The sequence below is a fragment of the Bradyrhizobium sp. 35 genome (genome assembly GCF_023073215.1).
Classification (GTDB): domain Bacteria; phylum Pseudomonadota; class Alphaproteobacteria; order Rhizobiales; family Xanthobacteraceae; genus Bradyrhizobium; species Bradyrhizobium canariense_D.
Genome location: NZ_JADPJC010000105.1, coordinates 1 through 26,968 on the forward strand (window position 1 = coordinate 1; position 26,968 = coordinate 26,968).

The window sequence follows — 26,968 nt, forward strand, 5'->3', positions numbered from 1 at the left end:
ACGGCTGAAGTCGCTATCGCAGCCACTGCCCCATTTGGAGGCAGGTCAGCAAGCTGACGTAACTCGGCGTCCCACCAATGCTCTCTTGCGGCACACAGCCTGCCCGGCTCGCCGCAGGGAATTTGGACCAGCCGTTGGCGACTTGTTGCTTAGCCTTCTGTTCGTCGTTGATGCAGTTCTTCAGCGGCTGGCCTACAGAAAGTCCGGCGGCGGCAGCGATATCAAGCTTACAGCTCCGCGCGATATCAAAGTTCGGCACACCGTCAGCGACCGGCATGACCAGCTGCGAGCCGAGGACGATCATTGAAATGGAGATGGGCATCTCTTTTCCTCCTGGTGTTTGGCTCAAAGGCGACAACGAGGGCACATTCGCCAATAATGTCCATCTAAGCATGGCCTCGTCTATGCAAATTCGACCACAGGAGGACGTCTCCCTGAAGCGGGAGCTAGGCTGGCCCGCTTTGGATCAAACGCGTCGGTGCGCACCTCTACCTGTCACTTCCGGTCCACCCCGAACAGCGGACATAGTGAAACCCAGCGCAGTTGGTCCAGAACGGGCCAGAGGCGGTCAAGGAGCCCGCGCAGCCCCTTGATCGCTCCATGGGTTGAATTCACAAAACGAGTTCGACCTCGCTCGGCCGCCATGTCTTGACGAAGAACGGCTCAAGCGGGCTGTAGAGCCGCAGGCAAGGGATAAAGCCCTTGCCCGGCATGGTCTGTATCCAGTTGCCCCGTTTGACATTTGCTGGCTGTGTCGGGCCGAAGTAGATCGTCGTGGTACCGTCGGCGCTGGCTTCAGCGGCGGGGGAGGGGAAGTTCTGGCTGCCCGCGCGCGGGTAGCGCTGTGGTGTGTCGAGCATCGAGCGTGACATGTTGTCGTAAAGCGTGAACGACCAGAAATTCGCCTGGGGAATGTCTTTCGGCAAAGTCACCTTGTAGGTCTTGGCTCCATCGAAGGACTCCTTCTTTGCATCGACCATCGTCCATAGGTAGGTTGAGCCGATGCCCGGCAGACGCATCGCCATCGCGGGCGTGATCCCGGTGACGCCGTAGAAGAAGTCTGTCCGTGCGTCGAGCGTGCGATAGCCGGTGGGTGGTAAGGGCTTGACGCCCTCGGGGGTAATCAGCGGGATCGGCGTCTCGAACTCGTAGCCGACCTCGAACAGCATGTTCTGCCAACCCGAGCCGGGGTAGTAATACAAAGTCGGATCGCGAGGGGCCATGAACAGGGTGCGCGAGTGGGCGTTGGCAAGCGTAAGCGCTTCGGTAAGAATTTTCTTCATCCGCGCATCTGGCGCGAAGGGTTTGCCCTTGATGATGCCGATGGCGGCGATGGGGCCCATCAGCTCGGGGTCGAGCGACCCTGCAGGCTGCTGCTGCACGACCTCATTGAGCATTTCGTAAAAGCTGAAGTCGTTCGGTGGGATAGTGTTCATCACCTTGCCGGTGCCTTCGTGGAACACGGTCGGCGGCGGTGGCGTGACTTTTCCAAGTTTGGCCTTGCCGCTCAGGAAATCCGCGATGGGGGTGCCGACGCCACCGGCCTCGTATGGATAGATCTTGGTGAATTTTCGGATCGCTTCAGCTACAGGCTTCGGATCATTGTTCTCCAGAAACGAGCGAGCGAACCATATCACGAGGTTGGTCCGGGCGCGGGCGACATTGAAGCCATCAGGCACCAGACCCTCGTAGCCGGGTGGCAGGACGAGATACTTCCCGCCCTCACCGCGATCAGGCCCAGGCAGACCGATATCGATGACCCAGCGGAACCAGTAGTCATCAATGGCGCCAAGCGACTTGGGTGGCACCTCGAGCACCATCGGACCCTTGGTCAGATCGAGCATGCCCATGTAATAGACGGTGTCCGCATTGGCTGTCAGGAACAGGGACTTAGCATCCATCAGTTCGGAGAAAACTAGAACTTCGTTGTCCTTGACCCCGATGCTCAGAAAGCCCTTGTGGAGGGCGCGAATGCTGACCCCTTGAAGGGTGTTGGCGAACGCCGAGAAGGCATGCGTAAAGTCCCGGTTGTCATAGATCTTGGCAATGGTTTCTTTGCTCGGCATGCCATCCTTGAAGTCCAGCGTGCCGATGCGCGTCTCGACTTTGTCCGGCGTGCTGATCGCCGGAGAGATCGGGGCGCTCGTCTGGGCGGCAGCTTCAGTTCCGCCGTTGAAAACTAATGTGCCGAGGATAAGCGCCTGCATCGAGAATGTGCGCAATAAATGTTGCATGATTCGCCTCTCACACGCGTTACGGGTGCCGGAGGATAGCGGAGTTCCAATGTGAGAGCTATTGGTCTCTGAGGGTGCGGTGGTGCGACGTTCTGTCCGCTGTGGGTCACAGGACTAAATCGCTCGCGCGGTAGGGCGCCGCGGCCGGCGGCACAGCAAACAGGATAACGCTGTGGGGCGTCCTGTCTTGAAGATGAGGAGTTGGCAAACCTCACTCAAGACAGGAGCATCCCCATGACCGACGAGGCAATGAGCCCGTTGCGCCAGCGCATGATCGAAGACATGACGATCCGGACTTATCGCCGAAGATCCAGCAAGGCTACATCCGCACGATCAAGAACTTGGCAGCTTTCCTTGGCCGGTCGCCGAACAAGGCGAGCTTCGAGGACGTCCGACGCTTTCAGCTGCATGTGGCCCAGAGCGGCGTCGGCACGGGAGCCCTCAATGCGACCGTGGCGGCGTTGCGGTTCTTCTTCAGGGTCACGCTTAAGCGATCCGCCATCATCGAGCACACGGCATTCATCCATGAGCCTCGGAAGCTGCCGGTCGTGCTCAGTCCAGAGGAGGTAGCGCGGCTGCTGGATGCCGCGCCGGGGCTGAAGTACAAGGCGGTGCTGAGCGCGCCCTATGGGCAGGCCTGCGCGCCGCCTAGGTGATCTCGCTCAAGATCGGCGACATCGACAGCAAGCGCATGGTCATTTGCCGTCGAGCCGGGCAAGGGTCGCAAAGACCGTTACGTGATGCTGTCTCCGCATCTGCTCGAGCTGTTGCGGGCTTGGTGCAAGGCGGGCCGGCCACAAGGGTGGCTGTTTCCCGGTCAGAACCCGGTCAGTCCCCTTACCACGCGCCAGTTCAATCGCGCCTGCCACGCGGCTGCCACATGGCCGGGATCGACAAGCGGGTATCTCCGCACACACTCCGGGCACAGCTTTGCCACCCATTTTCTGGAACAGAACATCGATATCAGAGTGATCCAGGTGCTGCTCGGCCACGCCAAGCTCGATACCACGGCGCTCAAAACCCGCGCCGCCACCAAGACGATCGCGAGATCATGAGCCCGCTCGATCACATCACGGGCAAGCTCAAGGAGGCCGAGGCCACGCCTGACGTGCGGCTCGCGTGCCGCGCCCAGCGCTGGAGGTCGCTGATATTTTCCGCGACCGTGGACCGGCATGGCGTAAAGCCAACACGCCGCCATGTGAGCCTCGGCCAGCTCAAGCTCATGTCAGCCACGGCATCGCTCGGCGGACATGTCGAGCGATGCGAGGATTGTGCCCGCACCCAGATCGCCTACAACTCTTGTCGCAATCGGCATTGCCCGAGGTGCCAGGGCGTCGCGGCGAAGCAATGGCTCGCCGAGCGCGAGGCCGATCTGCTGCCCGTGCTGTACCTCCATGTCGTGTTCACGCTGCCGGCGGCCATCGCCGACATCGCCTACCAGAATAAGGCCGTCATCTACGACCTGCTGTTCAAGGCCTCGGCCGAAATGCTGACCACGATCGCCGCCGATCCAAAGCATCTGGGCGCCCGCATCGGTTTCACCTCCGTGCTGCACAGCTGGGGCTCGGCCATGACCTATCACCCGCACGTCCACATGATCGTGCCGGGCGGCGGCATCTCGCTCGATGGCGAGCGCTGGGTGGCGTGCCGCTCCGGCTTCTTCCTGCCGGTGCGCGTGCTCTCGCGCCTGTTCCGCCGGCTGTTCCAGGAGAAGCTGGTGGCGGTCCACGATGCGGGCCGGCTGCCTACAAGCTGATTGCCGTCGACATAGCGCCGAACTAGACCTCGGCATGGGCCCAAGTGATGAACTTCCTTATGGTAGGACCATTCCGGGCCCCCGCGCGATGGACGATGTAGAATCCATAGCCGCTCAGAGTGACCGGCGATACCGGAACGAGCACGCCGCTCGCCAATTCGGGGGCGACCAGGACATCGCTGCAGATGGCCACACCTTGACCAGCGATGGCGGCCTCGATGGCGTGAAGTTCCTCTTGAAACCGCAAACTCACAAGCGAAGCAAGTTTGCGTTTGGACAAGGGGAGTGCCACCCGCTGCCAGCGCTGCCAAGTCGGTGCGTGTGTATCGCCCGCCGGCCATGCAGCCTCAATAAGCGGAAGTCGCGCCAGATCGACCCGCCGCGTCTTCGTCGCTCTCCTGTCCACGAGCTTTGGGCTTGCTACCACGTAGAAAGTGTCGCGCATCAACTCTACGACCCTTCCATCGGAAGGTGGCCCGAGAGCGTAGCGGATGGCAACATCGGTTTCGTCCGACTCGAGATTGAGCACGGCGTCGGTGCCGACAATGTCAAGTTTGAGCCGTGGATGCGCCGCCCGCCAAGACTGCAGCCGTGGCAATAGCCAGCGGGCGGCAAAGGCGTTTGTCGCCGTGATGCGCAGATGCCGGCCCGCGTGGCTGCTCTTGATACTGGAAAGTGTCTCGGCAATTCTTCCGAATCCGTCGCGAACGACCGGAAACAACTGTCTGCCTGCCGAGGTCAGCGCCAGCGGGCGCGGCCGGCGACGGAATAGCGGGCGGCCGCAATGCTGTTCCAGAAGCTTGATTTGATGACTGATGGCTGTCGGTGTGACGCCAAGTTCACTTGCTGCATGCTTGAAGCTCAGATGACGTGCCGCGGCCTCAAAGGCACGCAACTCCGTCAAAGGCGGTAACTTTCGCATTCGGGGAATGTAGATGAAATCATCTCATCTGCACATGAAATGTTCGGACTTGCCCCCCGGAATGCAAATGCCGATTATGGACTTATGCGAGAAGATGACAATGCAGCCCCTTTTCTGGAGGCTCTTCAAATTATCCAGCCGTTGATTGCCGAACATCGGGCGGCATTCGATCGTGAGCGGCAACTGCATGAAGACGTTGTTAAAGCGCTGGCCGAGGGAGGGTTCTTCAGGCTCTGGCTACCCGCATCCCTTGGCGGCCCTGAGTTGTCGCCGCTCGCCTTCATGAGCGTCGTAGAACGCGCAGCAGCGCTCGACGGAGCTGTCGGCTGGCTGGTTGGCAATGGAGGCGGTATGAGCCGCGTCGGCGGCTATTTGCCTTCTGCCGTGGTGTGCCGCTGGTTCGAAGACCGCCGCACGTTTATCGTGAGTGCAACGGGGGCCGTAGGGACCGCCATGCCTGCCGATGGCGGAGTCCGCGTCTCGGGACGATGGCCGTTCGGAAGTGGCGCACCGCATGGCACCCACTTCATGGGTTTGGTGACAATGGGCGGAAATCAGGCGCCTGACCAGCCGCGCTTCTGCTGTTATTTCGAACGAAAGCAGGTCACGATTCACGACACTTGGCACGTTTCAGGTTTGCGCGGCACCGGAAGTTCGGACTGGGAAGTCGACAATGCCTACGTTCCTGCCGAATGGATGCACCCGTTTATTGACCACAAACCCGCTGAAGGTGGGCTGCTCTATCGCATTCCAGCTCTCTCATCGTTCGCCTGGACGATTGCAGTGGTGCCGCTGGGCATCGCACGGGGTGCCATGGAGAGCTTTGCAAAGCTGGCGGGCGGTAAGGGGCGGCTCGGGACTGCCGGTCTCATGCGCGATCGGGAAGTCGTGCAGGCAGTGATCGGTCGCGCCGAGACGCTGCATAGCTCCGCACGAGCATTCCTCGTCGAGGCGATGACGGAGCTGATGACTGCAACTGATATCGGCGGCCATCGCCTAGTCGACGCGCGCTTGAGATTGCGGATGGCGGCAGCCCATGCGGGAGAGACCGCATGTCACATCGTTGACCGCGTGGCGACGGAGGCCGGCGCAGGCTCGATCTTCGAAACCAGCGCACTGGAACGCGCCGTTCGCGATGTGCAGGCCGCCACCAAGCATATCGCTATGAATGCTTCGATCTACGTCACTGCCGGACGCCTTGGACTAGGTTTAGACGCTGGAACAGCGCGATTTTGAGTGAGAGACGCGGTTCGTCTGCAACGGGTCACGAGCCGCCGATCAAGCTCAGCGGGGTGACTTCCGCTTTGGCATGTGGAGCCGACGTTCATGAGCACAGACCCTCAGCCGACGCTATCCCAGAAGCTGTCGTAGTCGCTTCGCCTTCAAGTGCGCCTGATCGACACATCGCTGCACCGGACCCGGGTAATCTTGCTCAATCCAGGGCTTATCGGCAAAGCGGATGTCGTCGATCTTCGACACCCGAAGGCAGATCCACCTGGCGTCGGCCGGACACTTCGTGCGCGAACTCGCGTCCACGACGAGGACGAATGCGCGCTCCTCGCCGGTGGCGTGGCCCAGAATGTAGGGGCAGACCGTCTGGCACTTGCCGTCACGGCTTACCTGAACGGGCCGGCGTTCAAGCAGCGCTTGTCTGAGGATCATGAAGACTTCGCTGTGGTCTTCGCTAAGGATCTGGAACGGCCACTTCTGACCGCGGCGGGGTCGGTAAGCTGCAAAGCCCGGATTGAAGGTCGCTGCTCGCGTGATCCCCATGCGCTCCATCAGGGCAAAACTCGCCCGGTCGACGAAGGAAAAGCTCTCGTGCGGGAAGCGCGCCCCTATCTCCGAAGCCGCATCCAGATCGGCGCGGACAATGGGTTCGATCCGAACTCCGCTGTCGCGCAGCCGCTCCCAGAAGACTTCCGCCACGCCGCGACCAAATCGAGCTTTTAGAAGCTGGCACGTCTCGACCAGCACCAAGTCCGTCGTGAGGTATTGGTCGATGCTCTGAAGGATCGACTTGGCGCGCTCATTCTGAGCATCCCGCTTTGCGGCCGCAGCGAACCGACGGAGGTGTCAACGAACGCACTCATGCAGGTCACTCCTGAACCGGGTACTGCCAAATGTCGCGCTTTGGCTCGTTGCCCTCAAGCCATCTTTGCGCGCGCTCTTTCGAGGCAAAGAGCTTGATCCAATCGGGCTCACCGATGGCTCTCGACACGGGATCGGGCAAGCAGAGCCACACCGATCCCTCGACTGGACCGCCTTCCACTTCGTATTCCCAGGAAACGCCTTCGGGATCGTGGTCCTGCAGCCAGGCATCGGCGGCACGCCCAGATGCAAATACCTTCACCCATTCGGGATCGCCCACCGTGCGCGACTCGCCGTTCTCGTAATCATCAAGGTAGAGCCATACGGTCTGCCCTCGCGCCGAGCCGTGTCATGGCTGCGAACCGCCTCGTTCACCCTCTGCCTGTCGGATCGATCGGTCTCGGGCAGGGACGTCACCGCGGCGTAGAGTTCGGCCGGAATGCTGCGCCTGTCGCCGGGAGGCTTGTAGCGCCATTCCACCCATTGATCGAATGCGTCCGACATATGGCTCACCTCATGGGTTTGGCGCGGAATGGACTCTGGATGGTGAATGCATCCGGACGGATACCGCTCTCGATACTCTTCCAGGTCACGGGCGCTGCGATCGGAAATCCTTCGCGTGCTCGTGGGGAATAGGTGCCGATGGCGGTGGTGCCGCGGCCATTGCGCAGATAATTGTCAATCGGCTTGCAACTTTAATATTGCAGGCCGAATGACAATCGGGATCATGCAACGAAGCATGGTAAGTGCACTCGATGCGACGCTGAGATCGTTACGATCACAGAGATTACCGATCCGCGGACGGGTCGGAGGTTCACAATTGCGGAATGTCGCAACGGGCACCTGACGTGGAATCCAAATTAAGGCGGTGGGCGGCCTATCGTGCGCGCCGGTTCACGCTGGCGGACCTATGTCCCCTTGTCGATATCGCCCAGCTTGCCCAAGGCATCCACTATGTAGCCGGACGTCCGCAGCGCCCGCTCGCTGTCAGCCAGTGTGCGGTAGCTCCCTTCCATGCGTTCGAGACACTGCCGCGCGAGCGGGTCTTTCATCGTTTCCAGCGCCTTTCGGTATCGCTCCGCCAGCCTGAGATATTCGTCCGCAGTCGTCATTTGGAACGAGGATCCGTATAATACGAGAACGGCCGCAGAACGGCTAGAGAACGCGATGCGATAGAGCGTTCTTCCAGCGGAACGCCCTCTATACTGGGGCGCCGTTCTATCTCGATCTGTTCGGTCAATTAGGCGGCTGTAACCCGGGGGATGCCAGCCACTCGCTCATGTGTGAACCGGTTTCCGCTTGCCGAGCCTTTCGGATCAGTTCTTCGCGGGCAGCCCCCGGAGGAAGTTGCAAGGCCTCCTCGCGAAGGCGCTTCGCTTCTTCGGTGAGCCGTACTTCAAGGGAGGTAGATTGGATGATCCTGCTACGCCGTGCCATGCTCGTTTCCCAATCGATGCACCAGAGCTTAACGTATAGCGATAGTTCCGGTTCCTTCACGGCGTGAGTGGGCGCTGTTGAGCCAACCCCACACTTCCCCGTGAGCTGAGCGCATCGAGGGCTCTCGTCCAGAGGCTCGCGGCTAGTCAAGCGCGTCTCGGAACATCCGAACTTCACGTATGTTAGCCGGAGAGGTTGTTCAATGGCTCACACAGTTCTCGTGGTTGATGATGACGCTGCCGTACTCGACGTGATCGCGAGTATGCTGGAAGACATTGGCTGCGAGGTGGTATGCGCACACAGCGGCGATGAAGCGCTCGCAACGTTGATGCGCCAGCAGAATATTTCGATCTTGATCACAGACATCAACATGCCTGGCATGGATGGTCATGAACTCGCCGAGCGAGCCACGCGCATTCGCCCCACGCTCAAGGTTCTTCAGCTATCGGGCCGCGAGCGGAGGCGTGATGGCTTCCCGATGCTTAGAAAGCCGTTCTCTGAAGAAGACCTCGCCCGCGTGATGCAGCAGACTACTGGCGTTTGTTAGCGCAACAGAGACGCTAGACAGCGCTCAAGCTCTTCGATTGGAAATGGCTTTTCAAAGATCGGATAATCCTTAAATCCTTCGGGGACAGCGCGCCCCATATCCGCTCGCAAAGGAAAACGGAACGCCATTGCTTTTCAGCACTTCCGCGATGGGATCAGAGCTATGCGCGCCGAGCTGTATATCGAGAATGGCTGCATCAACGCCGGGCGCAGAAGCGAGCAGAAGTCCACTCTGCAAATCGTTCGCTTCACGAGCGACGTTATGACCTAGCTCCACCAACATGTCCGAAATCATCATGCGTATGAGCGACTCATCCTCGACCAGAAGAACAGACGCCATAACGCTACCGCCGAACACGCTTTGCCTACCGCTACGTCGTTCCAGTTGTGGAACGCAAGTTCCGGTGTTGCGTTATCTGGGCTGGGCAGGTGGCGCGTCGGTTTGTTTGCGCCAGCCGAGCGAGAAAGCTTAACCGCGTGGAACTGTTAACCGAGTATTTCGAACGCGCGGTTCAGCTGGAACAGTTGGCTTTGGGCGAGGCCGACGCCAACTTTAAAGCCCAACTGTTGACCCAAGCACGCGCCTACCGGAAGCTCGCGGCCAAGCGGGCAGCGGAATACGGGCTTCCACCGCCGAGCCCGCCTGATCCAAACGCGTCCGTTTGAACAGGCGCCGGGCTTTCGGCACGCCTGATTTCCACCGTCGCTACTATGCTGTCTCGAAACGGATGGGAGACGGAAGCAAGACCAGCGTCAGTTTGCTGTCGTCGGGACAGGTGCGCGGTGACAAGTGAATTTGTCTGCATTGCTTGGCCCTAGCGCGCGTTTGCGAAGGTAGTTCACCAAAGGCGCTACGGTAGACGCGCGAGAAATCGCCCAAGTGCCAAAAGCCGTTGGCGAGCGCCGCCGCCTTGACGCTAACCGCGCCCGTCGAAAGTTGAAGCCGCACATTCGAGAGCCTTTTCAAACGAAGGTAGGAATGCAAGCTCATGCCAACCACGGAGACCGACGCCGAGTGCAACGTCCGCGCGGATGTGCCAATTCGCTCCGCGAGATCTTTGCTGTAGAGCGGTCGTGAAGGCGGTAGTGCGCGGACGACTGCGTCTAGTTCCGCAATAATTGCAGTCTGCCGTTCACGTGATGGCAGCTTATCGGTGGCTCTCATCGGCCGCTCTACCACCGTCACCGCTCAGCTAAATGATCGGGTGATATGCGACAGCATGGTCGTCGCCGCTCGTGAATAGCGGCCGTGGCTATATTGCTCGTCCACGAAATTGAGCGCGAGGAGAGCGACGATAATGGCGCCTGCAACTCTCATACCTAGACGATGGTTCTTACCCATTAGATTTCGGCTAACATCTGGCAAGCTTCGTGCCTTTCGGACCGGTCGACCTGAAGCGGGCGTATGGAAATACCTGCATCGCGAGTTAGCGACGGGGCAAGCGCCGCCGCAGGGAAATCAGCTCGGTTAGCAAGCGACAGCAAAATCACGCCGGGGACGGCGCTCGTCGGCTGCGGCCATAAACGGAAGCTGTTACAGGTTGCCCAGCCGATGTCGGCAACATTGGGAGCTACGCAAACCCTCCCTTGTTTGGAACAATAAAAGCATCCTCGGCGGAGGCAGATCGAAATGGTTCCCGTGGAAGCGCTCAACGGCGAGCGCGTTAAGGTGCTACTCGCCGAGGATGACTTCTTTACCCGCGATGATTTGGCCGATCAGCTTCGTCAGCTGGGCTTCGAGGTCATCGAAACCGCTTCAGGTGATGACGCTATGGACTACATAGCGAGCGGCGAACGTATCGATGTGCTGGTTACGGACATTCAGATGCCCGGAACTCACGACGGATTAGCCCTCGCCCAGACAGTCCGAGCAAAGCAACCAATGCTGCCTATCGTGGTTGCCTCTGGGAACGTAGCATTGGAGAGCGTCGCGAGCCGAGTGGGCAAGTTCGTCAGCAAGCCCTACGATCCAAAACGCGTCGCAATGCTGATCGCTAATATGCTCGGTATGACGCTATGACACAGCATGACAACAGCATCTGTTTTGGTCGTGGAGCACGATGTGCTGGTGCGACATCCGCTCGCCAAATACCTGCGTGAGTGTGGGTATCGAGTAGTGGAAGCGATCACCTACGACGAAGCACGCGAATGGGCGTTGATCTCGACGACGACGTCGTGCCTCGCGCAAGCGCGCAGCACCTTTTCGACATCGATTTCGTAGCCTAGCCGCCGCTTGAGCTGGCGCCCGGTCATATGGCCGATGATGGTGGTGTGAGGATCGGAGACGGCGCGCAGCAGCCGCTGCGTCTGCGCCTTGCGGTCGAGTTTGAAGCGGCCATGGATGCTTGCGACCACGAAGTCGAAGCGCTGCAGCACGTCGTCCGCATAGTCCAGCGAGCCGTCGGCCAGAATGTCTGACTCGATGCCTTTGAGGATCCGGAAATCCTTGCCGAAGCGCTTGTTCAACCGGTCGGCGTCCCGGTGCTGCTGCCTGATCTCTTCCTCCCAGAGACCGCCCGCGTAGTGCGCGGACTTGGAGTGGTCGGCGACGCCGAAATATTCAAAACCGCGCTGGCGCGTGGCCTTGGCCATCGTCTCCAGGGTCTCCGTGCCGTCGGAGGCATCGGTGTGGCAATGAAGGATTCCGCGCAAGTCCTTGTCGGTGACGAGCTTCGGCAGCTTGCCCTTCTGAGCCAGTTCGACCTCTCCGCGCCCCTCCCGCAGTTCAGGATCGATGAACGGCAGGTCGAGGGCGCTATAGATCTGGGCCTCGTCGCCGCCGATCAGGGTGCGACCCTTGTGCAACCCGTCGCTCTCCAGTCGCATTCCTTTCTCGCTGGCTATCGCCCGGAGCTGCTCGATGTGAGCGGCAGAGCCGGTGGCGAAGAGAAGGGCGACGCCGAAGTGTTTGCGATCGGACAGGCGGATCTGCAATCCGTCCGTCGCGGAGGCCTTCGATGTCTTGTCGGCCTTGGAAGCCTCCGCAACAATCGTGAGGTCGCCCACTAATTCGCAGCCGCGGCGGAAGTCGCCTGCGATCGTCACCCGCTTGAGCTCCGGCCTGGCCTTCCGAAGCGAATCCTTGGCGTGCGAGAGCAGGGCGGCCGCACGGTGCAGATGGAGGCGACCTTTTCCGCTTTTCGCGATGGCCAGGTTCTGCAGAATTTTGGTCTGCAGCGCCGCGCCGAGGCCTTTGGCCTTCTTGATGCGGTCGTCCTTGGCGGCAGCCTCCAACTCGGCGAGCGAAGTGATGCCGAGATCCTTGTATAGACGCAGCACCTTCTCGGGGCGGAGGCCGGGCACCGACAGCATCTCGAGCACACCCTCGGGAAACTCCTTGCGCAGCTTTTCAAGGCTCGGATGAGTGCCGCACTTGTAAAGCTTGGTAATGATGTCGGCGATCGCCTCGCCGACACCGGGGATTTCGGTCAGTCGGTCTTCGGCGATGAGCACGTCCAGAGGGACGGCAAGGGCTGCCAAGCTGTCAGCGGCCCGAGAATAGGCTTTTGCCCGGTAGGGGTTGCCGCCACGCAAGGCGGTGCGCTGCGCATATTCCCGCAGCAGGCTTGCTACACCACGAGTGTCGAGGGAGGCCATTTAACTAGCCTCCCGTCCCGCGTCCTGCGACCTCGGCGGACCAAAGCCACTCCCAGTGCCCGAGCCTTCGCCTGGCGGACGGTCGAGAGACCTTTCAAGCTTCTGAGCTGCCCGGAAGTCCTCAAGGTGCTCCACATTCGGGGCGTAAGCGGCCTCTTTCTTGAGGAGATTATAGATCCGCCCGGCCAGCAGCTGCAGATGCTTCACCCTGCCGTGCGGCATAGATCGGGCCTTACACAGAGCGCGGACAGCGTAAGCCCGGAAGTAGTCGAATGCGTCTGACATAATGTCGATAACGCCTGGTCTCCCCCTATAGTTCGGTTGCTGGCCTCGGCCCTGCTGAGAGGCCCCCCCAAAGTCTTCGCACATTCGCTTGAGAACGGATGCTGCACCTTCCCGCCGGCCGATTTCGCCTGGTCCTCAATCTCGCCAGCCGAGTCGGCTCGACCCAATGTCTAGGAACGAAACGCAGCAGCGTGGCTTGGTCGCTAAAGGAGCCGCGCCATGAAACGCTCTGGCATTGCACTTGTCTTAGCTCTCGTCATCCCTTGCGCAGCATTTGCCCAAGGTGGGGGCGGAGGCGGCGGCGGTGCCGGCGGATCTGCCGGTGGAAGCGCTGGCGGTGCGTCGTCGTCTCCAGGTGCAGGGGGTTCGACTGCAGGGGGCTCGACTGCAGCATCTCCGTCCGCTACAGGAGCCGCAGGCGCTGCGAACTCGGGCGGAACGGCAAGCCCGTCGGCAACTGCCCCGAATGCAAATACCAATCCAACCACCGGCACCACCAATGCGATAACCGGTATCGCCAATGGTACTCCTACTCCTCAATCAGGGCTCAATCAGGGAGCGGTCAATGGAAACAGCACAAATGCCGCAAGCCCCGGCACCAATGCTGCCGGAACCGCAGCTTCATCCGGAACGCCTGCTGCCAATACCCAAGGGGCCGCCGCGGGCGGCATCGGTCGGCCGACGACCACTGATCAACACGATAGTGACGCCAAGATCGATCAGGAGAACAGCAAAGTCGACCAGACCGTGAAAAAGATATGCAAAAACTGCTAAAGCATCGACGACAGAGGTGATGGGCCACAGAAGCTTCGGCGTCAGGCGCGGCAAAGCGAGGAGGCCCCAGGCCTGTTCGGGTGCATTAAGGGGTCTCAAAAGGGTCAGCTTCCCTCCACTCGCGCGCTCGCACACTAAGCCGGAGCTCAGCCTACCGTCGGCGGTGAAAAGCGATTCGCAAGCAGCAGCAACATTGGTTCGCGACCGCCCGGCTCCGAACGGTCAGACCTCACGTTTTCGGACTTGGCTGCGGCGTAGGTGCGGCTTGAGGAGTTTGAGGAGGTGTTGGATCGCTCTGCTGCTGAGGCGCCGCGGGGTCGCCGCCCGCATGAGGAACGCACGTACCGATATTGCTGAGCAGGCGTTTGGCCTGGAGGTCGCGCACCTTTGAGTATTCGCGTCTTCGCTCGATATTGGCCGCGGCCCATCGGTCCCAGACCTCGAAGGCGTCGGTGTAGTGTTTCCGCATCTGCTCCTCGGCGGCAAGGCAATCGGCGAATTTGTCGAACACCAGGTCGGTGTTGACCGGTGTCATGCCTCCTACCAGGACAACGAGCATCCATTTCATCTTGCCGATCACCTTTCACACCGGGCATTCACCGCTAACGCAAAGAATTCCGTTCACGGTGGTTAGATGGCCCGGCGGCTGCGACCGGCCACAAAACCGTAGACGAGAAGCACGATGATGGCGCCTACCACCGCCCCCACTAGTCCTGCGCCTTCTCCGGGCCGATACCAGCCGAGAGCCTGACCAAGATAGGTCGCAACGAACGCGCCTACTATTCCCAGGATCGTGGTCAGGATGAAACCCGAGGGCTCGTTGTCGCCAGGCATGATGAACTTCGCGATGACGCCTGCGATGAAACCGATGATGATCGTCCAGATGATGCTCATATCTTTTCTCGAGTCTTGAGGAGTGTTATCCCGCGGATTGCGCCGGAAGGCGTCCGTCCGGCGTGTATTTGTCCACGGCCGTCGGAAGTTCTCGCGACAAGCGGTCGAGGATCTCCTGCTGCGACAGGCCGGTCTGCTGCTCCAGCTTTTGAAGAACATCCGGACCGATAGCCTGCTGGAGTTCGGGCGGGGTGACTTCGCGGTTTGGCCCCTGATTGATCCAGGATTGAGCCGCGTCGCCCTGTCCGTTCTGCTTGAAGTGCTCGAGCAATTCGCCGATCCCGCCATTCAGCAGCGAACCCACGCCACCGCCTCCCACAAGGCCACCAAGATTGCCGAGCATGCCGCTCAGGGAATCCTTGGCACCCGCCGGCTGACCGGAGGTAGCATTGCGAAACATGTCCGCCAGCTTGTCCCTATTTTGGTAACCGGCGATTGCGAGCATACCCAGGAGGGCGGTCATCGATGGCATTCCGCGGCTCATTTTCGGCTCCTGAGTTCGATGATCGTCGTGAAGAAAATGGCGGCCCGCCTGGTGTGCGGGCCGCCGGTTATTCATCGCATTCCGGTGCCGTAGAGTTGGCGCTCTCTGCGGACCTCCTCCGCGCCGTAAGGTTTGGCGGAGGGATCGTAGCTCTTCCACCCGGCCTTCTGCCAGGCTGCGCTTCGGTCGCGCAAATTGACGGCGGACTGGTTCAGGATCGCTTCGTATCGCGCGCGGTCCGCATCCGGCACACGAGCCGAAACCAGCGTGCCGCCGCGCCTCACACCTTCGGCGTAGAGTGGTGCTTCCTCGTCGGATACGCCAGCCTGCGTCAACGCCCCGACGACTCCGCCCGTCGCGCCGCCGGCAACGGCGCCGAGCGCGGTGGACGCGAGCCATCCGGCCGCCACTACCGGACCGAGGCCGGGGATAGCCAACAAACCAAGGCCCGCGAGCAAGCCGGCCGCGCCACCAAGACCTGCGCCGAGGCCCGCTCCCGTAGCCGCGCCTTCCGCCCGATCGTCAACCCCATCGCGATCGCGATCGACCTTCTTGTCGGTGCTGTACCAGTTGTCCGAATTGTTCGCGACGATGCTCAAATCCGAATGCGGCACGCCCGCGGCCTCCAGGCTCGTCACCGCGCGCTGCGCATCGGAATAGTTGTCGTAGAGACGTGAAATCGTAATCGTCATCTTGAATCCCTCTAAATCTTCGCTGCTGCGCGAAATTATTTGGCCGCGTTGACGTTGCCCTGGAAATCCAGGCTCACATTGGATGAGGCGCCGCCTTTACTGGCCTTTCCGCGCCAAACGCCGTTGTCGTCCTTCTTCAGCGATGTGACGTTCGTGTAGCCCGCGTCCTCGATCTTGGATTTGGCCTGGCCCTCGGTGAAGCTGTTGGCGCCTGCAACCGGCTTGCTGGAATTGTTCTGGCCAGAACTGTTGACCGCATTATTATTGGGCCGATCGGCAGCCGGCGGCTTTTGCGCAAACGACGGGCCGGCGAGTAGCGAGGCCGCCGTCAGCAGAAGAAGAAATTTATTGTTCATGTCGTCCTCCAATAGTGGCACGGCACAACAGGTGCTGGTCCGAGAAGTTCCAATTTTTCCCGGTCCGGTCGGCTTGGGTGGAAGGGTCCTCAGGAGAACTACAAGATGGCAGCTGGCGCCGTCGCGTACTGCGCGAGGTCTGCGTCCTCGCCTCATGACGCCGAACAGTGCTGCCTCTTGACGACATCATTCGTTTGGTTCGACTTGGCGCGACCACTCTTGGAAAGCATCGAAGCAGCCGCGACAGGAGGTGCTGGATACACCTGTCGAGTTACGCCGATGCAGGCCGGTCCATCCCGGTTGCCGCCCGCCGTCGCGCTCGGATAGAGGGACCGTTGCGGAACCTGCGAATCCTTACAACGTTGCACTGCCATTAGATTCGCAGAAGGAGGACTTGATGGCAGCCGCGAAGAAGAAGACTGCGCGAGGACGTAAGCAGGACCGGGCGCGCGTCGCAGGCGGGCAGAAGCACGAAGTCGGCTATGAGGCGAAGAAGACCGGACGGTCCGCGCCCGCGGTCAAGAAGGCGGTCAAGAAAGTAGGCAATTCCCGTAAGCGGGTCGAGAAGCGTCTCGGGCGCTGATGCGCAGGCGGCAGCTTCTTCCCGAGCTGCCGGCCTCAGATCCGGCTGGAGAAGCGCGTGAAAGCGGTCAGCGTCTGCAGCCGCGGCTCCACGTCGCGGAGATAGATCTCTGACCGGAGAAATGCGAGCTCCGCGTCGAGCGCGGACTCGCAGACGTCGACGTACCAGGACCTTGGCCGACCGTCCGTGCCGTCGCTCCAGCGATAGCCGCGCCGCTTCAGCGAATCCTTTAGTTCGAACGGCGACTGTTCGGCCCAGATCCGGATGGTCTTCTGTCGTGCGGTCTCGAGCAGGACGGCGAGCGCGGGCGCGCCGGTCGTTGGTAGGTCGAAGTCCAAGATCTCGAGCAGCGCGGACAGTCGTCAACCGCGCGGTGCGCCTGGTGAAAATAGCCGGCGCCATTCAGAAGGTAGCCGAGCTTCGCTCCATCGAAGCCGTGCTGCCGCCACTGGACCTCGGTCGCGGAACATGCCCACGCCTTGCGCTCGAAGACGGGCCAGTAGCGTTCGGAAAACTTCCGATCGAATCCACGTTATGCGCGATGACCAGGACCACGGAATCATCGACGAAGGCGTTCACGGCGGCCTCGTCGATGCTGTGGCCGGCCACCATTTCGTCGGTGATGCCGGTAAGCGCCGTGATCTCGGCCGGGATCGGCTCGGACGGCTCATTGAAGGCGGAGAACGTGTCCCTGACATCAATGATGCGCCCGTCCGGCGTGTAGCCGAACTTGACCATGCCGAGTTCGATGACTTCGTCCTTGCGGTGGTCGAGGCCGGTGTTTCGGTATCGAGCAGGATGCCGACCTCGTTTCCTGTCCGGAGACCGCCATCGACCTCGGACGCGGCACCAGGCGCCGGAGGACCCGGTAGTCACCCGATCGGCCTAACGCCTCGGCCATCGCGGCCAGATCCGCTGCGTTTTGAAACATCTCTTCTCATGGTGAGGCGACCAGGTAGGCCCTGAGCCCCTACAATACGGGGCGAGCCGGTCACGAGATATCTGAAAGACAAGCAATTCACGGGCTTTTCGGGAGTGTCGGTGCAGTTGGATCCCGTCGCGGGAGGCTCGCGCAAGGGCCTCGATCGCGAGCGCTCCGGAGGTCCGCGCCTATGAATGGGGGCGGATCGGGGCCGGCATCTCCGGACGGCTAGACAGGATCCCCATATGGCGCCGACCCCGGATTGCTACGGTCCCACCGGTGCGTGATCGTTTACGATCTTCAACTATATTTGTATCCATGGATCTCGAGTACGACCCCAAGCGCGAGGCCGTCGCGGCGATGAAGCTTGCCGCCGAAGCCAACGGCCCAGAGCGGCAGAGATGGATCACCGCCGCGCTGGCGTGGTCAGAACTCACTCGCCTCCGGGGGGCTGTCGAAGAAGCGTCGCCTAAGCGGCAGCTCGTTGCCGGTGCAAGGCGCAGCGCCTTCCCCTACCCCCTCTCAGGCTGCTAGGCCCTCGTTCAGGCGAAGTGCGATGCCGCACCCGTCTACGACCTCAAATCCTCGCTGGTGAGGCTAAAATCACCGGCAGAGGCCCTCCCGCCAGGCCGCCGGGTGCGCAGAAAGGATTCTGCAATGCGCTTGAGCAGACTGCGACGGCGACCGCTGCGCAACCCGATCGGTCGAAACTTGGCCGACGGCCCCCTGCGGCCCTTCGAGCCGTAGGTCCTTCGCTGCGCGCCGACTTTGCCTCAAGCAGTGGAGCGGGCTCGGCCGGATACGGTTGATGTGGCGGGCCCGCGCGAATGCACGGCCTGCGTGGCTCCGCCCTCAAGCCCCCCAGCCCCCAAAAGACGGGGCCACGCTCATTCTCGCCCCTGCAGAATTTTTCGTTGACCGTAACTTGCGTCCGGCCGGGCGGTTTCGGACAGAATGCTGCTTTCGCTGGGGGAGACCTCCAATATTCCATGCTGAAACCACCGCGTTTTTACGCGCAGTCCTCGACGAGGTGTGCGAGAGCGTGTCACGCTACGAGAGCTCTGCCCGCACCACTCGCGTCCATGATCCTCGAAGGCCAGCAGGGCGAGACATCGGTCGACAGGCTGGAGCAGATCGGCGGGAGTGTACTTGCGAGGCCCCGAGAGTGCGGAATTATGTGCTCTGAAGCGGAGCAGCGTGGCCAGAGCCGCCCCGGGCTCTAACTGAGGTGCGTACGCATTAAGCGGCTAGACCTCTGATGTCCGGTTTGCCGTCAGCATCTGCCGAAGAGCGGATCGCCTCAGAGGCCACAGATGGGTCGGAAGCCGACCAACTTAGGAACAGAAAGGACCGACCAAGGAATTGGGGGCGGCGCGCCTGCAAGGTGCCGACCACGTTTTCATGGCGCTTCCAGCACCATATTGAACGGACCCTGGGTGGCGCGACGGACCTGACGGAAGCCACCTTCCTTCAGCACCTCGGTGAGCTTTGCCTCTCCGGCCTGAGCGCCGAGTGCTTCGCGGACTTCTTGGGCCATCGAGGTCGGCACGCAGATCATCGTCGATGCATTATAGTAGAGACGGCTGACCGGATTGCCGACGTTGTCGGCCGGATCATCCGCGGCAATCGGCTCGACGATCATCCAGGAACCACCGGGCTTAAGCATGCTCCGCACATACCTGGCGCACCCCCGGGGATCACCCCATAGAGAACAAGATGGTTTCACAGTCAACTGATGTAAGAAAAATGGGGCACAAAGTTCTGCATGCCCCATATTTCTTACATCCCCGGAATCCTTCGATGGCCGACCCCGCCGAGCAACCCGTCGACCAGGCCGCCGAGCTGGAGGCCGCCGTCGCCCAGGAGATCGAGGCCTGCGGCGGCGATCCGGTCGGCGCGGTGCGCGCTGATTGTCGCGAACAGCATGCTCGAGCAGGAGTTGTCCGATGTCTACGCCAAGGCGTCGCATGGTTTCCTACACGGCCGGCGCGTGCCGAAGCGCAAGGCTCGATGACCGCAGAAAAAGGTGAACCCGCGCAGAAAAAACCGAACCCCGCATAGCGCCGGCGGAAAAAGCTGAACTGGGCGCCGAGGTGGAGAAATCCGCATCCGCGGCACCGCAGGTGTAGGAGGTCGCATCGGCCTCGGCGCAAATCCTTGGGTACAGAAGTGGGTACGGAGGCGTTTTCTGCTCGCCGGCGGCGAGCAAAAGGCCTGGCGCGATATCCGGCAAGGCCTTCAAATCTAACATGGAAAGGTTGGTAGCGGGAGAGGGACTCGAACCCCCGACCCCAGGATTATGATTCCGGTGGTCTAACCATCGGCTGCTTGTGCCAAATGTTTTGCACGCGATGGCTGTGAAAACGGCGCAATCTCCATTCTCTCGACCCAAGGGATAATGTTGATGGTCTGTGGCTCGAGATGGCCGGTGAGCACCTCCAGCTTCATGATGAACTCGAACAAGGTGTCGAGTTCATGGGGCTCGCAGTAGCGCTCGCTGGTTTCGCTGTCGCCGCCGTGCCCGAGGAGATCCGCGCGGTCCTCTTTCGTCAGCAGCTTCTTCTTCAATTGCGCGCCGAAGAGATGGCGCACGGCATGCGCGCCCAGCCCCTCTTCGGTGATTTTGGCTTCCGCGAGGATCGGCTTGAACAGTTTGTAGAAGCGGTTGCCGAGCGGCGACCGGCTGCTGGGAGAGTACAGGTCGGGGAAGAGCAGCTTGTATCCGAGCGCCCTGATCTTCCTGACATAGTCGAGGAAACCCAACCGGATCAGCTCCGGATGGAGGGGAATGTTTCGTTTCGATTGGGGGTTCTTGATGCGCCGCTGCTCGTTGGCCGCGATGTGGATGTACGGTTTGCACCCCTCGCGATCGAAGATGATATCGTCCACCATCGCGCCGCAAAGCTCCTCGCGCCTCGCCCCCGAGTAGTAGATGAGGATCGGAACGAAATAGAGCGCACAGTGGAAGATCTGGGCGGCCCCCTGCTCGCCCCACTTCCCGAGATCGTCCCAGCCGGCGCAGTTGATGAACGGCGGCGTCTGGAAGATCGCTTTCGCGCTGTCGATGGGCAGCTTGCGCCTCTCGTCGCGAGCGCGCTTGTTCTTGCTGCGGTTCTTTGCACGCAGCTTGGTCAGATCGATCGCTTCCAGGCTCTTCACGCCGCGCGCCGTGGCGTGGTCGAAGATCTGGCCAAGGAAGGTCGCATGGCGATTGATCGTACCGCCGCTGATCCCGCGCTTGGCCTGCACGACGGATCGCCCCTTCTCGCGTAGCTGCTCGATCGTCAGTTGCTCATCACGCGCCGATTTGCCGTAGTGTTTGTAGATGTCGAAGCGGAGGAAATCGACGAACTTGCCGACGTGTTCCTGGCGCAGCAGGCTGAGATCGAGAATGCGCTGATCCTGAACCATGAACTTGACAAACAGGTTTGCGATGCTCTTGGCCTGCCGTTGCGTCTTGTCGTCCCAGTGTTCGTCCGCGCGATTCTGCTGGGCAACGCGATCCGCCAATTGCGCGAACTCGGCCATGGGAATGAACTGCGGGATCGTCGGAGCGTCGACCTCCGGTGGATCGGTGGGACGAGCCACCGGACGATTCACGATAGACGGAGGCGGCTTCGGTGGATCGCTCTTTGCGAGCATCATGCGATCCACCAGTCCGTCATCCTCGATCCTCACACCACCGTAGCGCCGGTCGGACTGGGCCAGCGCCAGCTTCATCCCCCGAAGATAGGTCCCCTGGGCCACAGCAAGATTCATGGCGGTCGGCGTGGCGGCCACGCCCTCGATCATGCCCCGCAGGATGTAGTGCTTCGTCGGGACGAGGTCGTTGACGCGGAGCATGGCCAAGTGGTCCTGGACGGCCCCGATGTCGGCTTCGGAGAGCCCGCCGGCGGTCATGCGCTCGCGATCTTCCTCGCGCACCACGGCAGTGACGCCCTGGGCGTCCAACAGCGCGTAGGCCCAATAGGCCCTCCAGTCGTCGGCTCTCGCCTGCCCGAGATCAAACCCGGGCGAGCTCTTGGCCGCGAAGGCGACACGGTCGAGCTTGGCCAGATGCCCGTCGACGACGGCATGGAGCATTGTCTCGATTTGAGACTTCGTCAGATGCGGGTCGGGGCCGTCGGCGAGCATCGCAACATCGTCCAAGGTCAGGTTGAGCTGGTTGGCCAGGCGACGGGCGACAGCGCGGCTCGTCGTCCGAAGGCTCATAGAAACATGCGGGCGGCCATAGCGAATGGCAAGCGCTCGGGGGGTTCGGCGGCGCCAGTAGTAGACGGCTTCGCGCCGAAAGATGTGGAAAGCCATTGCGAGCGACACCCTGTGCAGCAGTGATGTGTCGCAGCGCTGTGCAGCAGCGCCCCAGCCAGGCCAGTTTCGTCAGGAATTTCAGGGGAAGCGGGGCTCCTGGCTGGGGCGGGAGGGATCGAACCTCCGAATGGCGGAATCAAAATCCGCTGCCTTACCACTTGGCTACGCCCCATCAGGCCCTCGGGAAACGGCGGCGACAGGAGCGTCCGCGGATTCCCTCGAGTGGTGCCGGTCTATAGGGAGAGGCGCGGCATTTCAACCGCCCGGAGGGGCAAAATACCACAGGCGCCGGTGGCGCCGCGCCATGCCTTACAGGAGCGCTACGCCAGCCCGTTGCCGACGGGCGTTCCGCCACCCCTCCTGACAGTTGAGACCTCCCCCGTTTCATGGGAATACGGCGCCAAGAACTGTCCACGGGAGTGAGCCATGACCTACCGCGCGCCGATCTCTGACATGCTGCTGTCGCTCAACCACGGCGCCGGCCTGAAAGCTGCCATGGAGGCCGGCCATTACGGCGATTTCGACGGCGATATCGTGAGCGCCGTGCTGGAGGAAGCCGGCAAGTTCGCAACCGACGTGCTGGCGCCGCTCAACAAAGTCGGCGACGAGCACGGCATCAAGCTCAGCGACGGCAAGGTCACGACCGCGCCGGGCTGGCCGGATGCCTACAAGCGCTGGACCGAGGGCGGCTGGAACGCGGTCTCGGGCCCCGAGGATTTCGGCGGCCAGGGCCTGCCGCTCGCGATCAACGCCGCCTGCACCGAGATCTGGAGCGCCGCCAACGTCGCCTTCGGCCTCTGCCCGCTGCTGACGGCGTCGGCGATGGAGGCGCTGGACGCGCATGGCAGCGACGAGCTGAAGAAAATCTATCTCGAGAAGCTCGTCTCCGGCGAATGGACCGGCACGATGCAGCTGACCGAGCCGCAGGCCGGCTCCGATGTCGGCGCGTTGCGCACCCGCGCCGAGAAGCAGGCCGACGGCACCTATCGCATCAAGGGGACGAAGATCTTCATCACCTACGGCGAGCACGACATGACCGACAACATCGTGCATTTCGTGCTGGCGCGCCTGCCGGACGCGCCCGCAGGGACCAAGGGGATATCGCTGTTCCTCGTGCCGAAATTCATGGTCAACGAAGACGGCTCGCTGGGTGCGCGCAATGACATCTTTGCCTCCGGCGTCGAGCACAAGCTCGGCATGCATGCCTCCCCCACCTGCACCATGACCATGGGCGATCATGGCGGCGCGATCGGCTTCCTGGTCGGCGAAGAGAACCAGGGCATGCGCTGCATGTTCACGATGATGAACCAGGCCCGCCTCGGCGTCGGCCTCGAAGGCGTCGGTGTTGCCGACCGTGCCTATCAGCAGGCATTGTCGTACGCACAAGAGCGCAAGCAGGGCCGCGCCCTCGGCAACAAGGGTGACGGTTCCGATGCGATCTTCGTGCATCCCGACGTCAAGCGCATGCTGATGCGGATGCGGGCGCAGACCGCTGCGGCGCGCACCATCTGCTATGCGACCGCGGTGGCGATCGACGTCTCGACGCGTGCCAGGGATCCGAAGGTCCGCGCCGACGCTGCAGCGCGTGCGGCATTGCTGACGCCGATGGCCAAGGGCTATTCGACCGACATCGGCAACGAGGTCGCCTATCTCGGCGTGCAGGTGCATGGCGGCATGGGCTTCATCGAGGAGACCGGCGCGGCGCAGCACTATCGCGATGCCCGCATCACCGCGATCTACGAGGGCACCAACGGCATCCAGGCCATCGACCTCGTCACGCGAAAGCTCGCGGCCAACGGCGGCGCGTCGGTGTGGGCGCTGCTCGACGAACTCTCCGCAATCGTGAAGCAGGTCGAAGCCTCCAACGATCCCGCCTTCGGCACCACGGGCGTGAAATTGCGTGAGGCACTGGAGGCGCTGACGCGCACCAGCAAATGGCTGCTGGAGCGGCTTCCTTCCGCGCCGAACGAGGCGCTGGCCGGCGCGACGCCGTATCTGCAACAGTTCGGCGCCACGCTCGGCGGCTGCATGCTGGCGTCTGAAGCGCTCGCCGCGAAATCCGACGGCATCGCGGACGCCGGGCGCTACGTCTCGCTGGCGCGCTTCTTCGCCGAGAACATCGCCGTGCAGGCCGGCGCGCTCGAGCGCACCGTGACGGAGAGTGCGGAGTCGGTCGCGGCAGCGGATGCGGTGCTGTTGGGGTAGCTGGGACGCGTAGCCCGGATGGAGCGCAGCGCAATCCGGGGCCATCATTGCTGGTGACACGAATTCCGGATTGCGCTGCGCTCCATCCGGGCTACGAAGCCGCAAGCTTCGTACGTCGCCCCGGCCGCCATAGTACGACGCTCGCCGCCACCACGTCGAGCACCACGCACATCGCAAACGCGCTCGTGTAGTCGCCGGTTACGCTGCGCACGAGACCGACGATGCCGGGGCCGAAGGCGCTGACGATGCCGCTGATCGAGGTGCCCAGCCCCATCGCAGCGGCGAAGGCGCTCGCGCCGATCTCCCGCTGGATGATCAAGGGCGGAAACGTGATCATGTTGCCGATCGAGAAACCGTAGACGGCGCAGCACACGAGCAGCACGGTCGGATTCGTGCTTTGCAGAAGCACGAACAGCGCCGCCGCCTGGCTCGTCATCGATGCCGCGCAGGCGAGCCGCGGATCGAGCCGGTCCACGAACAGGCCGAGCGAGAGGCGCCCGACCACCGCCATCGCCGCCATGACGGTGACGGCAAGGCCCGCACTGGCGCGGCCGATCAGCGGTTCGAGGAACGTCACCTGATGGATGATGAATCCCATCTGCGCCAGCAGCGCGACCGCGATCGGCAGCACCATGGTCCAGAACGCCGCGTTGGCGAGCAGCGTCTTGCGTGAGTGAACCGAAGGCAAGGCAGTGCCGCCAGTGGATGAATTCCCACCCGACGTCGGCGGCATTTCGGTTCGCCACCCGGTGAAGATGACCACCACCGGCAGCACCAGCACCACCATCGCCAGCGTGGCCGCCAGCATCGCGGAACGAAAGCCGATGCTGCCGATCAGCGACAGCAGCAGCGGCACGAGCACGATGCCCCCGCAGGTCGCGCCGTTGTAGGCGAGGCTGAGCGCGAGCCCGCGGCGCCGTTCGAACCAGGAGTTCAGCACGGTCGCGATCACCACCGTGCCCATGCCGGTCCAGCCGACCGACATCAGCGCATAAGCGAGATAGAGCTGCCACGGCGTCTGCAGCAGCGCCAGCAGCACCGTCGAAGCGCCGAGCGCCGACAGGCCGCACAGGATCAGCGACCGCAGCCCGATGCGGGCGAGCAGATCGTCGGTGAAGATGACGAGGACGGCAGTCAGGAGAAAGGAGAAGGTGCTGGCCGCGGAGACCAGCGTGCCCGGCCAGCCATGGGCGCGCTGCAGTTCCGCGAGATAGACGCCCTGACCGTACAGGCCGAAGCCGAACATGAAGAAAGCCATCAGGAAGCAGGCCAGCACGACGCGCCAGCCGCGATAGTGCAGCGAGGATTCGTCAACACGAGTGGCGGCAATCATCAATCGGGCAATCGGCCAAATGGAACGGCGCGAGGCGATCGTGCACCACAACCAGTGGTTTTTCAATCGAAAATGGCGGTTGATCATTGCAACGCGGAACACGGCGGCGAGCGTGATGCGCCCGTCTCGGGCGAATTCGGTCTCCAAAAGGTCGCGCTAGCGCATTGGCACGCCTGCAAGATGATGTAGGCTGACGTTTCGCGAGTCTAGCAATGTCAGTATCGCGGCGACCGCAGGGGCCCCTCATGCCGAATGGCAATATCGTCGTCAGCGAAGAGCGCGGAACGCGCGTGATCACCCTGCGCCGCCCGAGCAAGAAGAACGCGATCACGCAGGACATGTATCGGGAGATGAGCCGCGCGATCGACACCGCGCAGAACAATCCCGACATCCGCTGCATGATCATCACCGGGGGCTCCGGCGTGTTCACCGCCGGCGACGACATCGACGATTTCATGCACGCCGACACGTCGCGCCCCGAGACGCTGTCCGACGGCGCCAAGTTTCTCTATTCGCTAGCTCTCAACGCCAAGCCGGTGATCGCGGCCGTGGACGGCGCGTCGATCGGCATGGGCACCGTGATGCTGTTCCATTGCGACTATGTGCTGGCCTCGAACGCGGCGACCTTCTCCGCGCCCTACATCCATCTCGGGCTCGTGCCGGTCGGCGCGTCCAGCCTCTTGATGCCGAACACGATGGGCTACCAGCGCGCCTTCGCCATGCTGGTGATGGGACGGACTTTTACGGCCGCGGAAGCGCATGCCGCCGGCTTCGTCAACACCGTGGTCTCGCCGGGTCATACCGAGGTCGAGGCACGCAAGGTGGCGCGCGATATCTGCCGGCTTCCCGCCGAAGCGGTCGCGATCTCGCGCAAACTGCTCCGCGTCGCATCCGAGGAGCTCACCCGCCGCATCGATCAGGAGGCCCATCTGTTCGGCGAGCGGCTGAAGTCGGAAGAAGCCACCGCCGCGTTCAACGCGTTTATGAACAGGAAGAAGCGGTAGGCTGTCTTCCCTCTCCCATGGCGGGAGAGCCTGGCTCGCCGCAAAGCGGCGAGACGGGTGACGGGTTCTATCCGCGAGTCGAACTCACATTTGAATTTGCGGAGACACCCCCTCATCCGGCGCTTCGCGACACCTTCTCCAGAAGGAGAAGGAAGAAAGCTTCGTGAAATCTTCGTGCGGAACGACTAGGGTCTGTACCTAATTAGCGAGTTCTGATTCCCTGGTGCCAAGTTGATTCGGCACGGGGGACTTCGATGCGCAAAGGACTGTTCTGGCTCAACGACAAGCAGTGGGCTCAGATAGAGCCGCATCTGCCAACGAACCAGACCGGCCCGGCGCGCCAAGACGATCGACGCATTATCAGCGGTATCATTCACATGCTCCAGTGCGGCGCACGCTGGCGCGATTGCCCGTCCGACTATGGCCCTTACACGACGATCTACAATCGGTTCAATCGCTGGGCTAAGCGCGGACATTGGCAGGCGATCTTTGAAGCGCTCGCCCGCTGCGGCAAGGACCGAGTGGCTTTGTCGATCGACTCG

31 protein-coding genes, 1 tRNA gene and 4 pseudogenes are annotated in these 26,968 nt (G+C 61.9%); 13 read left to right on the forward strand and 23 right to left on the reverse strand.

The annotated features are described in order from the left end of the window. Positions 1–13: 13 nt before the first annotated feature. A complete protein-coding gene (locus IVB36_RS20945; RefSeq protein ID WP_247392896.1) occupies positions 14–322 on the reverse strand; it encodes a hypothetical protein in 309 nt (102 codons plus the stop codon). A 289-nt stretch (positions 323–611) separates the two neighbouring features. Further along, on the reverse strand, positions 612–2,207 hold the full coding sequence (locus IVB36_RS20950; RefSeq protein WP_247392918.1) for a DUF1254 domain-containing protein: 1,596 nt from the start codon (positions 2,205–2,207) through the stop codon (positions 612–614). Between the two features lie 368 nt (positions 2,208–2,575). Between IVB36_RS20950 and IVB36_RS20955 the strand changes: the two genes are divergently transcribed. The 3 genes and pseudogenes from IVB36_RS20955 to IVB36_RS20965 form a co-directional block, all read left to right on the forward strand. Beyond that, complete coding sequence (locus tag IVB36_RS20955; protein WP_247392897.1) at positions 2,576–2,890, forward strand: site-specific integrase; 315 nt, start codon at positions 2,576–2,578, stop codon at positions 2,888–2,890. Between the two features lie 84 nt (positions 2,891–2,974). Next, on the forward strand, positions 2,975–3,289 hold the full coding sequence (locus IVB36_RS20960; protein WP_247392898.1) for a tyrosine-type recombinase/integrase: 315 nt from the start codon (positions 2,975–2,977) through the stop codon (positions 3,287–3,289). A 64-nt stretch (positions 3,290–3,353) separates the two neighbouring features. Continuing rightward, positions 3,354–3,951, forward strand: a pseudogene (locus IVB36_RS20965) (transposase zinc-binding domain-containing protein); the annotation flags it as partial. 61 nt (positions 3,952–4,012) lie between these two features. Here the strand turns inward: IVB36_RS20965 and IVB36_RS20970 are convergent. Beyond that, positions 4,013–4,894, reverse strand: coding sequence for a LysR substrate-binding domain-containing protein (locus IVB36_RS20970; protein ID WP_247392899.1), 882 nt, complete (start codon positions 4,892–4,894; stop codon positions 4,013–4,015). 102 nt (positions 4,895–4,996) lie between these two features. Between IVB36_RS20970 and IVB36_RS20975 the strand changes: the two genes are divergently transcribed. Further along, positions 4,997–6,148 (forward strand): acyl-CoA dehydrogenase family protein, encoded by a 1,152-nt coding sequence (locus IVB36_RS20975; RefSeq protein WP_247392900.1) that lies wholly within the window; start codon positions 4,997–4,999, stop codon positions 6,146–6,148. Positions 6,149–6,262: 114 nt separating this feature from the next. Here the strand turns inward: IVB36_RS20975 and IVB36_RS20980 are convergent. The 5 genes and pseudogenes from IVB36_RS20980 to IVB36_RS20995 all read right to left on the reverse strand — a co-directional run. Then, positions 6,263–6,958, reverse strand: a pseudogene (locus IVB36_RS20980) (PIN domain-containing protein); the annotation flags it as partial. 52 nt (positions 6,959–7,010) lie between these two features. After that, complete coding sequence (locus IVB36_RS20985; protein WP_247392901.1) at positions 7,011–7,283, reverse strand: hypothetical protein; 273 nt, start codon at positions 7,281–7,283, stop codon at positions 7,011–7,013. A 229-nt stretch (positions 7,284–7,512) separates the two neighbouring features. Continuing rightward, positions 7,513–7,680, reverse strand: a pseudogene (locus tag IVB36_RS40490) (hypothetical protein); the annotation flags it as partial. A gap of 231 nt (positions 7,681–7,911) precedes the next feature. After that, positions 7,912–8,115 carry a hypothetical protein gene (locus tag IVB36_RS20990; protein WP_247392902.1) on the reverse strand — a complete coding sequence of 68 codons (204 nt, stop codon included), beginning with the start codon at positions 8,113–8,115 and terminating at the stop codon, positions 7,912–7,914. Between the two features lie 124 nt (positions 8,116–8,239). Beyond that, entirely contained in the window at positions 8,240–8,440 is a 201-nt protein-coding gene (locus tag IVB36_RS20995) for a hypothetical protein (protein ID WP_247392903.1), read from the reverse strand. A gap of 202 nt (positions 8,441–8,642) precedes the next feature. On the opposite strand from IVB36_RS20995, the gene IVB36_RS21000 reads away from it, so the two are divergent. Then, complete coding sequence (locus IVB36_RS21000; protein ID WP_247392904.1) at positions 8,643–8,987, forward strand: response regulator; 345 nt, start codon at positions 8,643–8,645, stop codon at positions 8,985–8,987. 69 nt (positions 8,988–9,056) lie between these two features. On the opposite strand, the gene IVB36_RS21005 is transcribed toward IVB36_RS21000, so the two are convergent. Continuing rightward, complete coding sequence (locus tag IVB36_RS21005) at positions 9,057–9,326, reverse strand: response regulator (RefSeq protein WP_247392905.1); 270 nt, start codon at positions 9,324–9,326, stop codon at positions 9,057–9,059. A gap of 137 nt (positions 9,327–9,463) precedes the next feature. Between IVB36_RS21005 and IVB36_RS21010 the strand changes: the two genes are divergently transcribed. Beyond that, a complete protein-coding gene (locus IVB36_RS21010; RefSeq protein ID WP_247392906.1) occupies positions 9,464–9,652 on the forward strand; it encodes a hypothetical protein in 189 nt (62 codons plus the stop codon). A gap of 43 nt (positions 9,653–9,695) precedes the next feature. On the opposite strand, the gene IVB36_RS21015 is transcribed toward IVB36_RS21010, so the two are convergent. Further along, positions 9,696–10,151 (reverse strand): helix-turn-helix transcriptional regulator, encoded by a 456-nt coding sequence (locus IVB36_RS21015; RefSeq protein WP_247392907.1) that lies wholly within the window; start codon positions 10,149–10,151, stop codon positions 9,696–9,698. A gap of 474 nt (positions 10,152–10,625) precedes the next feature. Between IVB36_RS21015 and IVB36_RS21020 the strand changes: the two genes are divergently transcribed. Then, on the forward strand, positions 10,626–11,006 hold the full coding sequence (locus IVB36_RS21020) for a response regulator (RefSeq protein WP_247392908.1): 381 nt from the start codon (positions 10,626–10,628) through the stop codon (positions 11,004–11,006). Between the two features lie 110 nt (positions 11,007–11,116). On the opposite strand, the gene IVB36_RS21025 is transcribed toward IVB36_RS21020, so the two are convergent. From IVB36_RS21025 to IVB36_RS21055, 7 genes are all read right to left on the reverse strand, one after another. Continuing rightward, on the reverse strand, positions 11,117–12,583 hold the full coding sequence (locus IVB36_RS21025; RefSeq protein ID WP_247392909.1) for a helix-hairpin-helix domain-containing protein: 1,467 nt from the start codon (positions 12,581–12,583) through the stop codon (positions 11,117–11,119). Between the two features lie 906 nt (positions 12,584–13,489). After that, positions 13,490–13,696 (reverse strand): hypothetical protein, encoded by a 207-nt coding sequence (locus tag IVB36_RS21030; RefSeq protein WP_247392910.1) that lies wholly within the window; start codon positions 13,694–13,696, stop codon positions 13,490–13,492. Between the two features lie 175 nt (positions 13,697–13,871). After that, complete coding sequence (locus IVB36_RS21035; RefSeq protein ID WP_249803189.1) at positions 13,872–14,210, reverse strand: hypothetical protein; 339 nt, start codon at positions 14,208–14,210, stop codon at positions 13,872–13,874. Positions 14,211–14,272: 62 nt separating this feature from the next. Beyond that, a complete protein-coding gene (locus IVB36_RS21040; RefSeq protein WP_247392912.1) occupies positions 14,273–14,536 on the reverse strand; it encodes a GlsB/YeaQ/YmgE family stress response membrane protein in 264 nt (87 codons plus the stop codon). 25 nt (positions 14,537–14,561) lie between these two features. Further along, the gene (locus IVB36_RS21045) at positions 14,562–15,020 is read right to left on the reverse strand and encodes a YidB family protein (RefSeq protein WP_231190556.1); all 459 of its coding nucleotides are present in this window, start codon (positions 15,018–15,020) and stop codon (positions 14,562–14,564) included. A gap of 71 nt (positions 15,021–15,091) precedes the next feature. Beyond that, positions 15,092–15,712 (reverse strand): general stress protein, encoded by a 621-nt coding sequence (locus tag IVB36_RS21050; RefSeq protein WP_247392913.1) that lies wholly within the window; start codon positions 15,710–15,712, stop codon positions 15,092–15,094. Between the two features lie 35 nt (positions 15,713–15,747). Beyond that, positions 15,748–16,068 carry a PepSY domain-containing protein gene (locus IVB36_RS21055; RefSeq protein WP_204513968.1) on the reverse strand — a complete coding sequence of 107 codons (321 nt, stop codon included), beginning with the start codon at positions 16,066–16,068 and terminating at the stop codon, positions 15,748–15,750. Positions 16,069–16,465: 397 nt separating this feature from the next. Here IVB36_RS21055 and IVB36_RS21060 point away from each other — a divergent pair, with 397 nt between their 5' ends. Beyond that, entirely contained in the window at positions 16,466–16,651 is a 186-nt protein-coding gene (locus IVB36_RS21060; protein WP_106946902.1) for a DUF3606 domain-containing protein, read from the forward strand. Between the two features lie 35 nt (positions 16,652–16,686). On the opposite strand, the gene IVB36_RS40495 is transcribed toward IVB36_RS21060, so the two are convergent. The 3 genes and pseudogenes from IVB36_RS40495 to IVB36_RS21075 form a co-directional block, all read right to left on the reverse strand. Further along, entirely contained in the window at positions 16,687–16,989 is a 303-nt protein-coding gene (locus IVB36_RS40495; protein WP_346659088.1) for a hypothetical protein, read from the reverse strand. 64 nt (positions 16,990–17,053) lie between these two features. Continuing rightward, positions 17,054–17,389: a hypothetical protein gene (locus IVB36_RS40500; protein ID WP_346659089.1), complete on the reverse strand. Its 336-nt coding sequence runs from the start codon at positions 17,387–17,389 to the stop codon at positions 17,054–17,056. Positions 17,390–18,972: 1,583 nt separating this feature from the next. Next, positions 18,973–19,275 (reverse strand): annotated as a pseudogene (locus tag IVB36_RS21075) (SAM-dependent methyltransferase); the annotation flags it as partial. Positions 19,276–19,373: 98 nt separating this feature from the next. On the opposite strand from IVB36_RS21075, the gene IVB36_RS21080 reads away from it, so the two are divergent. Further along, positions 19,374–19,634: a hypothetical protein gene (locus tag IVB36_RS21080; protein ID WP_247392914.1), complete on the forward strand. Its 261-nt coding sequence runs from the start codon at positions 19,374–19,376 to the stop codon at positions 19,632–19,634. 252 nt (positions 19,635–19,886) lie between these two features. Here the strand turns inward: IVB36_RS21080 and IVB36_RS21085 are convergent, their stop codons facing one another. Beyond that, positions 19,887–21,524, reverse strand: a complete 1,638-nt coding sequence (locus IVB36_RS21085; protein WP_247392915.1) for a tyrosine-type recombinase/integrase — start codon at positions 21,522–21,524, stop codon at positions 19,887–19,889. A 105-nt stretch (positions 21,525–21,629) separates the two neighbouring features. On the opposite strand from IVB36_RS21085, the gene IVB36_RS21090 reads away from it, so the two are divergent. Continuing rightward, positions 21,630–21,908, forward strand: coding sequence for a hypothetical protein (locus IVB36_RS21090; protein WP_247392916.1), 279 nt, complete (start codon positions 21,630–21,632; stop codon positions 21,906–21,908). A gap of 73 nt (positions 21,909–21,981) precedes the next feature. Here IVB36_RS21090 and IVB36_RS21095 read toward each other — a convergent pair. Then, positions 21,982–22,056: transfer RNA gene (locus tag IVB36_RS21095), tRNA-Gln, on the reverse strand. A gap of 254 nt (positions 22,057–22,310) precedes the next feature. Between IVB36_RS21095 and IVB36_RS21100 the strand changes: the two genes are divergently transcribed. Further along, complete coding sequence (locus IVB36_RS21100) at positions 22,311–24,089, forward strand: acyl-CoA dehydrogenase (RefSeq protein ID WP_085352538.1); 1,779 nt, start codon at positions 22,311–22,313, stop codon at positions 24,087–24,089. Positions 24,090–24,180: 91 nt separating this feature from the next. Here the strand turns inward: IVB36_RS21100 and IVB36_RS21105 are convergent, their stop codons facing one another. Then, the gene (locus IVB36_RS21105; protein ID WP_247392917.1) at positions 24,181–25,422 is read right to left on the reverse strand and encodes an MFS transporter; all 1,242 of its coding nucleotides are present in this window, start codon (positions 25,420–25,422) and stop codon (positions 24,181–24,183) included. A gap of 245 nt (positions 25,423–25,667) precedes the next feature. On the opposite strand from IVB36_RS21105, the gene IVB36_RS21110 reads away from it, so the two are divergent. Then, complete coding sequence (locus IVB36_RS21110) at positions 25,668–26,426, forward strand: enoyl-CoA hydratase-related protein (protein ID WP_018456264.1); 759 nt, start codon at positions 25,668–25,670, stop codon at positions 26,424–26,426. Positions 26,427–26,680: 254 nt separating this feature from the next. Then, positions 26,681–26,968: transposase (locus IVB36_RS21115; RefSeq protein ID WP_247391693.1), on the forward strand; the 288-nt coding region annotated here is incomplete at its 3' end.

Bases quoted from the DNA above. Each gene is read 5' to 3' on its own strand.
- IVB36_RS20950 (WP_247392918.1), bottom strand. From the start codon at position 2,207: ATGCAGGCGCTTATCCTCGGCACATTAGTTTTCAACGGCGGAACTGAA.
- IVB36_RS21055 (WP_204513968.1), bottom strand. From the start codon at position 16,068: ATGAACAATAAATTTCTTCTTCTGCTGACGGCGGCCTCGCTACTCGCC.
- IVB36_RS20975 (WP_247392900.1), top strand. From the start codon at position 4,997: ATGCGAGAAGATGACAATGCAGCCCCTTTTCTGGAGGCTCTTCAAATT.
- IVB36_RS21100 (WP_085352538.1), top strand. From the start codon at position 22,311: ATGACCTACCGCGCGCCGATCTCTGACATGCTGCTGTCGCTCAACCAC.
- IVB36_RS21080 (WP_247392914.1), top strand. From the start codon at position 19,374: ATGGCCGACCCCGCCGAGCAACCCGTCGACCAGGCCGCCGAGCTGGAG.
- IVB36_RS20990 (WP_247392902.1), bottom strand. From the start codon at position 8,115: ATGACGACTGCGGACGAATATCTCAGGCTGGCGGAGCGATACCGAAAG.
- IVB36_RS40500 (WP_346659089.1), bottom strand. From the start codon at position 17,389: ATGGTCAAGTTCGGCTACACGCCGGACGGGCGCATCATTGATGTCAGG.
- IVB36_RS21060 (WP_106946902.1), top strand. From the start codon at position 16,466: ATGGCAGCCGCGAAGAAGAAGACTGCGCGAGGACGTAAGCAGGACCGG.
- IVB36_RS20960 (WP_247392898.1), top strand. From the start codon at position 2,975: ATGCTGTCTCCGCATCTGCTCGAGCTGTTGCGGGCTTGGTGCAAGGCG.
- IVB36_RS21050 (WP_247392913.1), bottom strand. From the start codon at position 15,712: ATGACGATTACGATTTCACGTCTCTACGACAACTATTCCGATGCGCAG.
- IVB36_RS21035 (WP_249803189.1), bottom strand. From the start codon at position 14,210: ATGAAATGGATGCTCGTTGTCCTGGTAGGAGGCATGACACCGGTCAAC.
- IVB36_RS20945 (WP_247392896.1), bottom strand. From the start codon at position 322: ATGCCCATCTCCATTTCAATGATCGTCCTCGGCTCGCAGCTGGTCATG.
- IVB36_RS21090 (WP_247392916.1), top strand. From the start codon at position 21,630: ATGCCCGTCGACGACGGCATGGAGCATTGTCTCGATTTGAGACTTCGT.
- IVB36_RS20995 (WP_247392903.1), bottom strand. From the start codon at position 8,440: ATGGCACGGCGTAGCAGGATCATCCAATCTACCTCCCTTGAAGTACGG.
- IVB36_RS21040 (WP_247392912.1), bottom strand. From the start codon at position 14,536: ATGAGCATCATCTGGACGATCATCATCGGTTTCATCGCAGGCGTCATC.
- IVB36_RS21015 (WP_247392907.1), bottom strand. From the start codon at position 10,151: ATGAGAGCCACCGATAAGCTGCCATCACGTGAACGGCAGACTGCAATT.
- IVB36_RS21025 (WP_247392909.1), bottom strand. From the start codon at position 12,583: ATGGCCTCCCTCGACACTCGTGGTGTAGCAAGCCTGCTGCGGGAATAT.
- IVB36_RS21005 (WP_247392905.1), bottom strand. From the start codon at position 9,326: ATGGCGTCTGTTCTTCTGGTCGAGGATGAGTCGCTCATACGCATGATG.
- IVB36_RS21045 (WP_231190556.1), bottom strand. From the start codon at position 15,020: ATGAGCCGCGGAATGCCATCGATGACCGCCCTCCTGGGTATGCTCGCA.
- IVB36_RS21000 (WP_247392904.1), top strand. From the start codon at position 8,643: ATGGCTCACACAGTTCTCGTGGTTGATGATGACGCTGCCGTACTCGAC.
- IVB36_RS21110 (WP_018456264.1), top strand. From the start codon at position 25,668: ATGCCGAATGGCAATATCGTCGTCAGCGAAGAGCGCGGAACGCGCGTG.
- IVB36_RS21105 (WP_247392917.1), bottom strand. From the start codon at position 25,422: ATGATTGCCGCCACTCGTGTTGACGAATCCTCGCTGCACTATCGCGGC.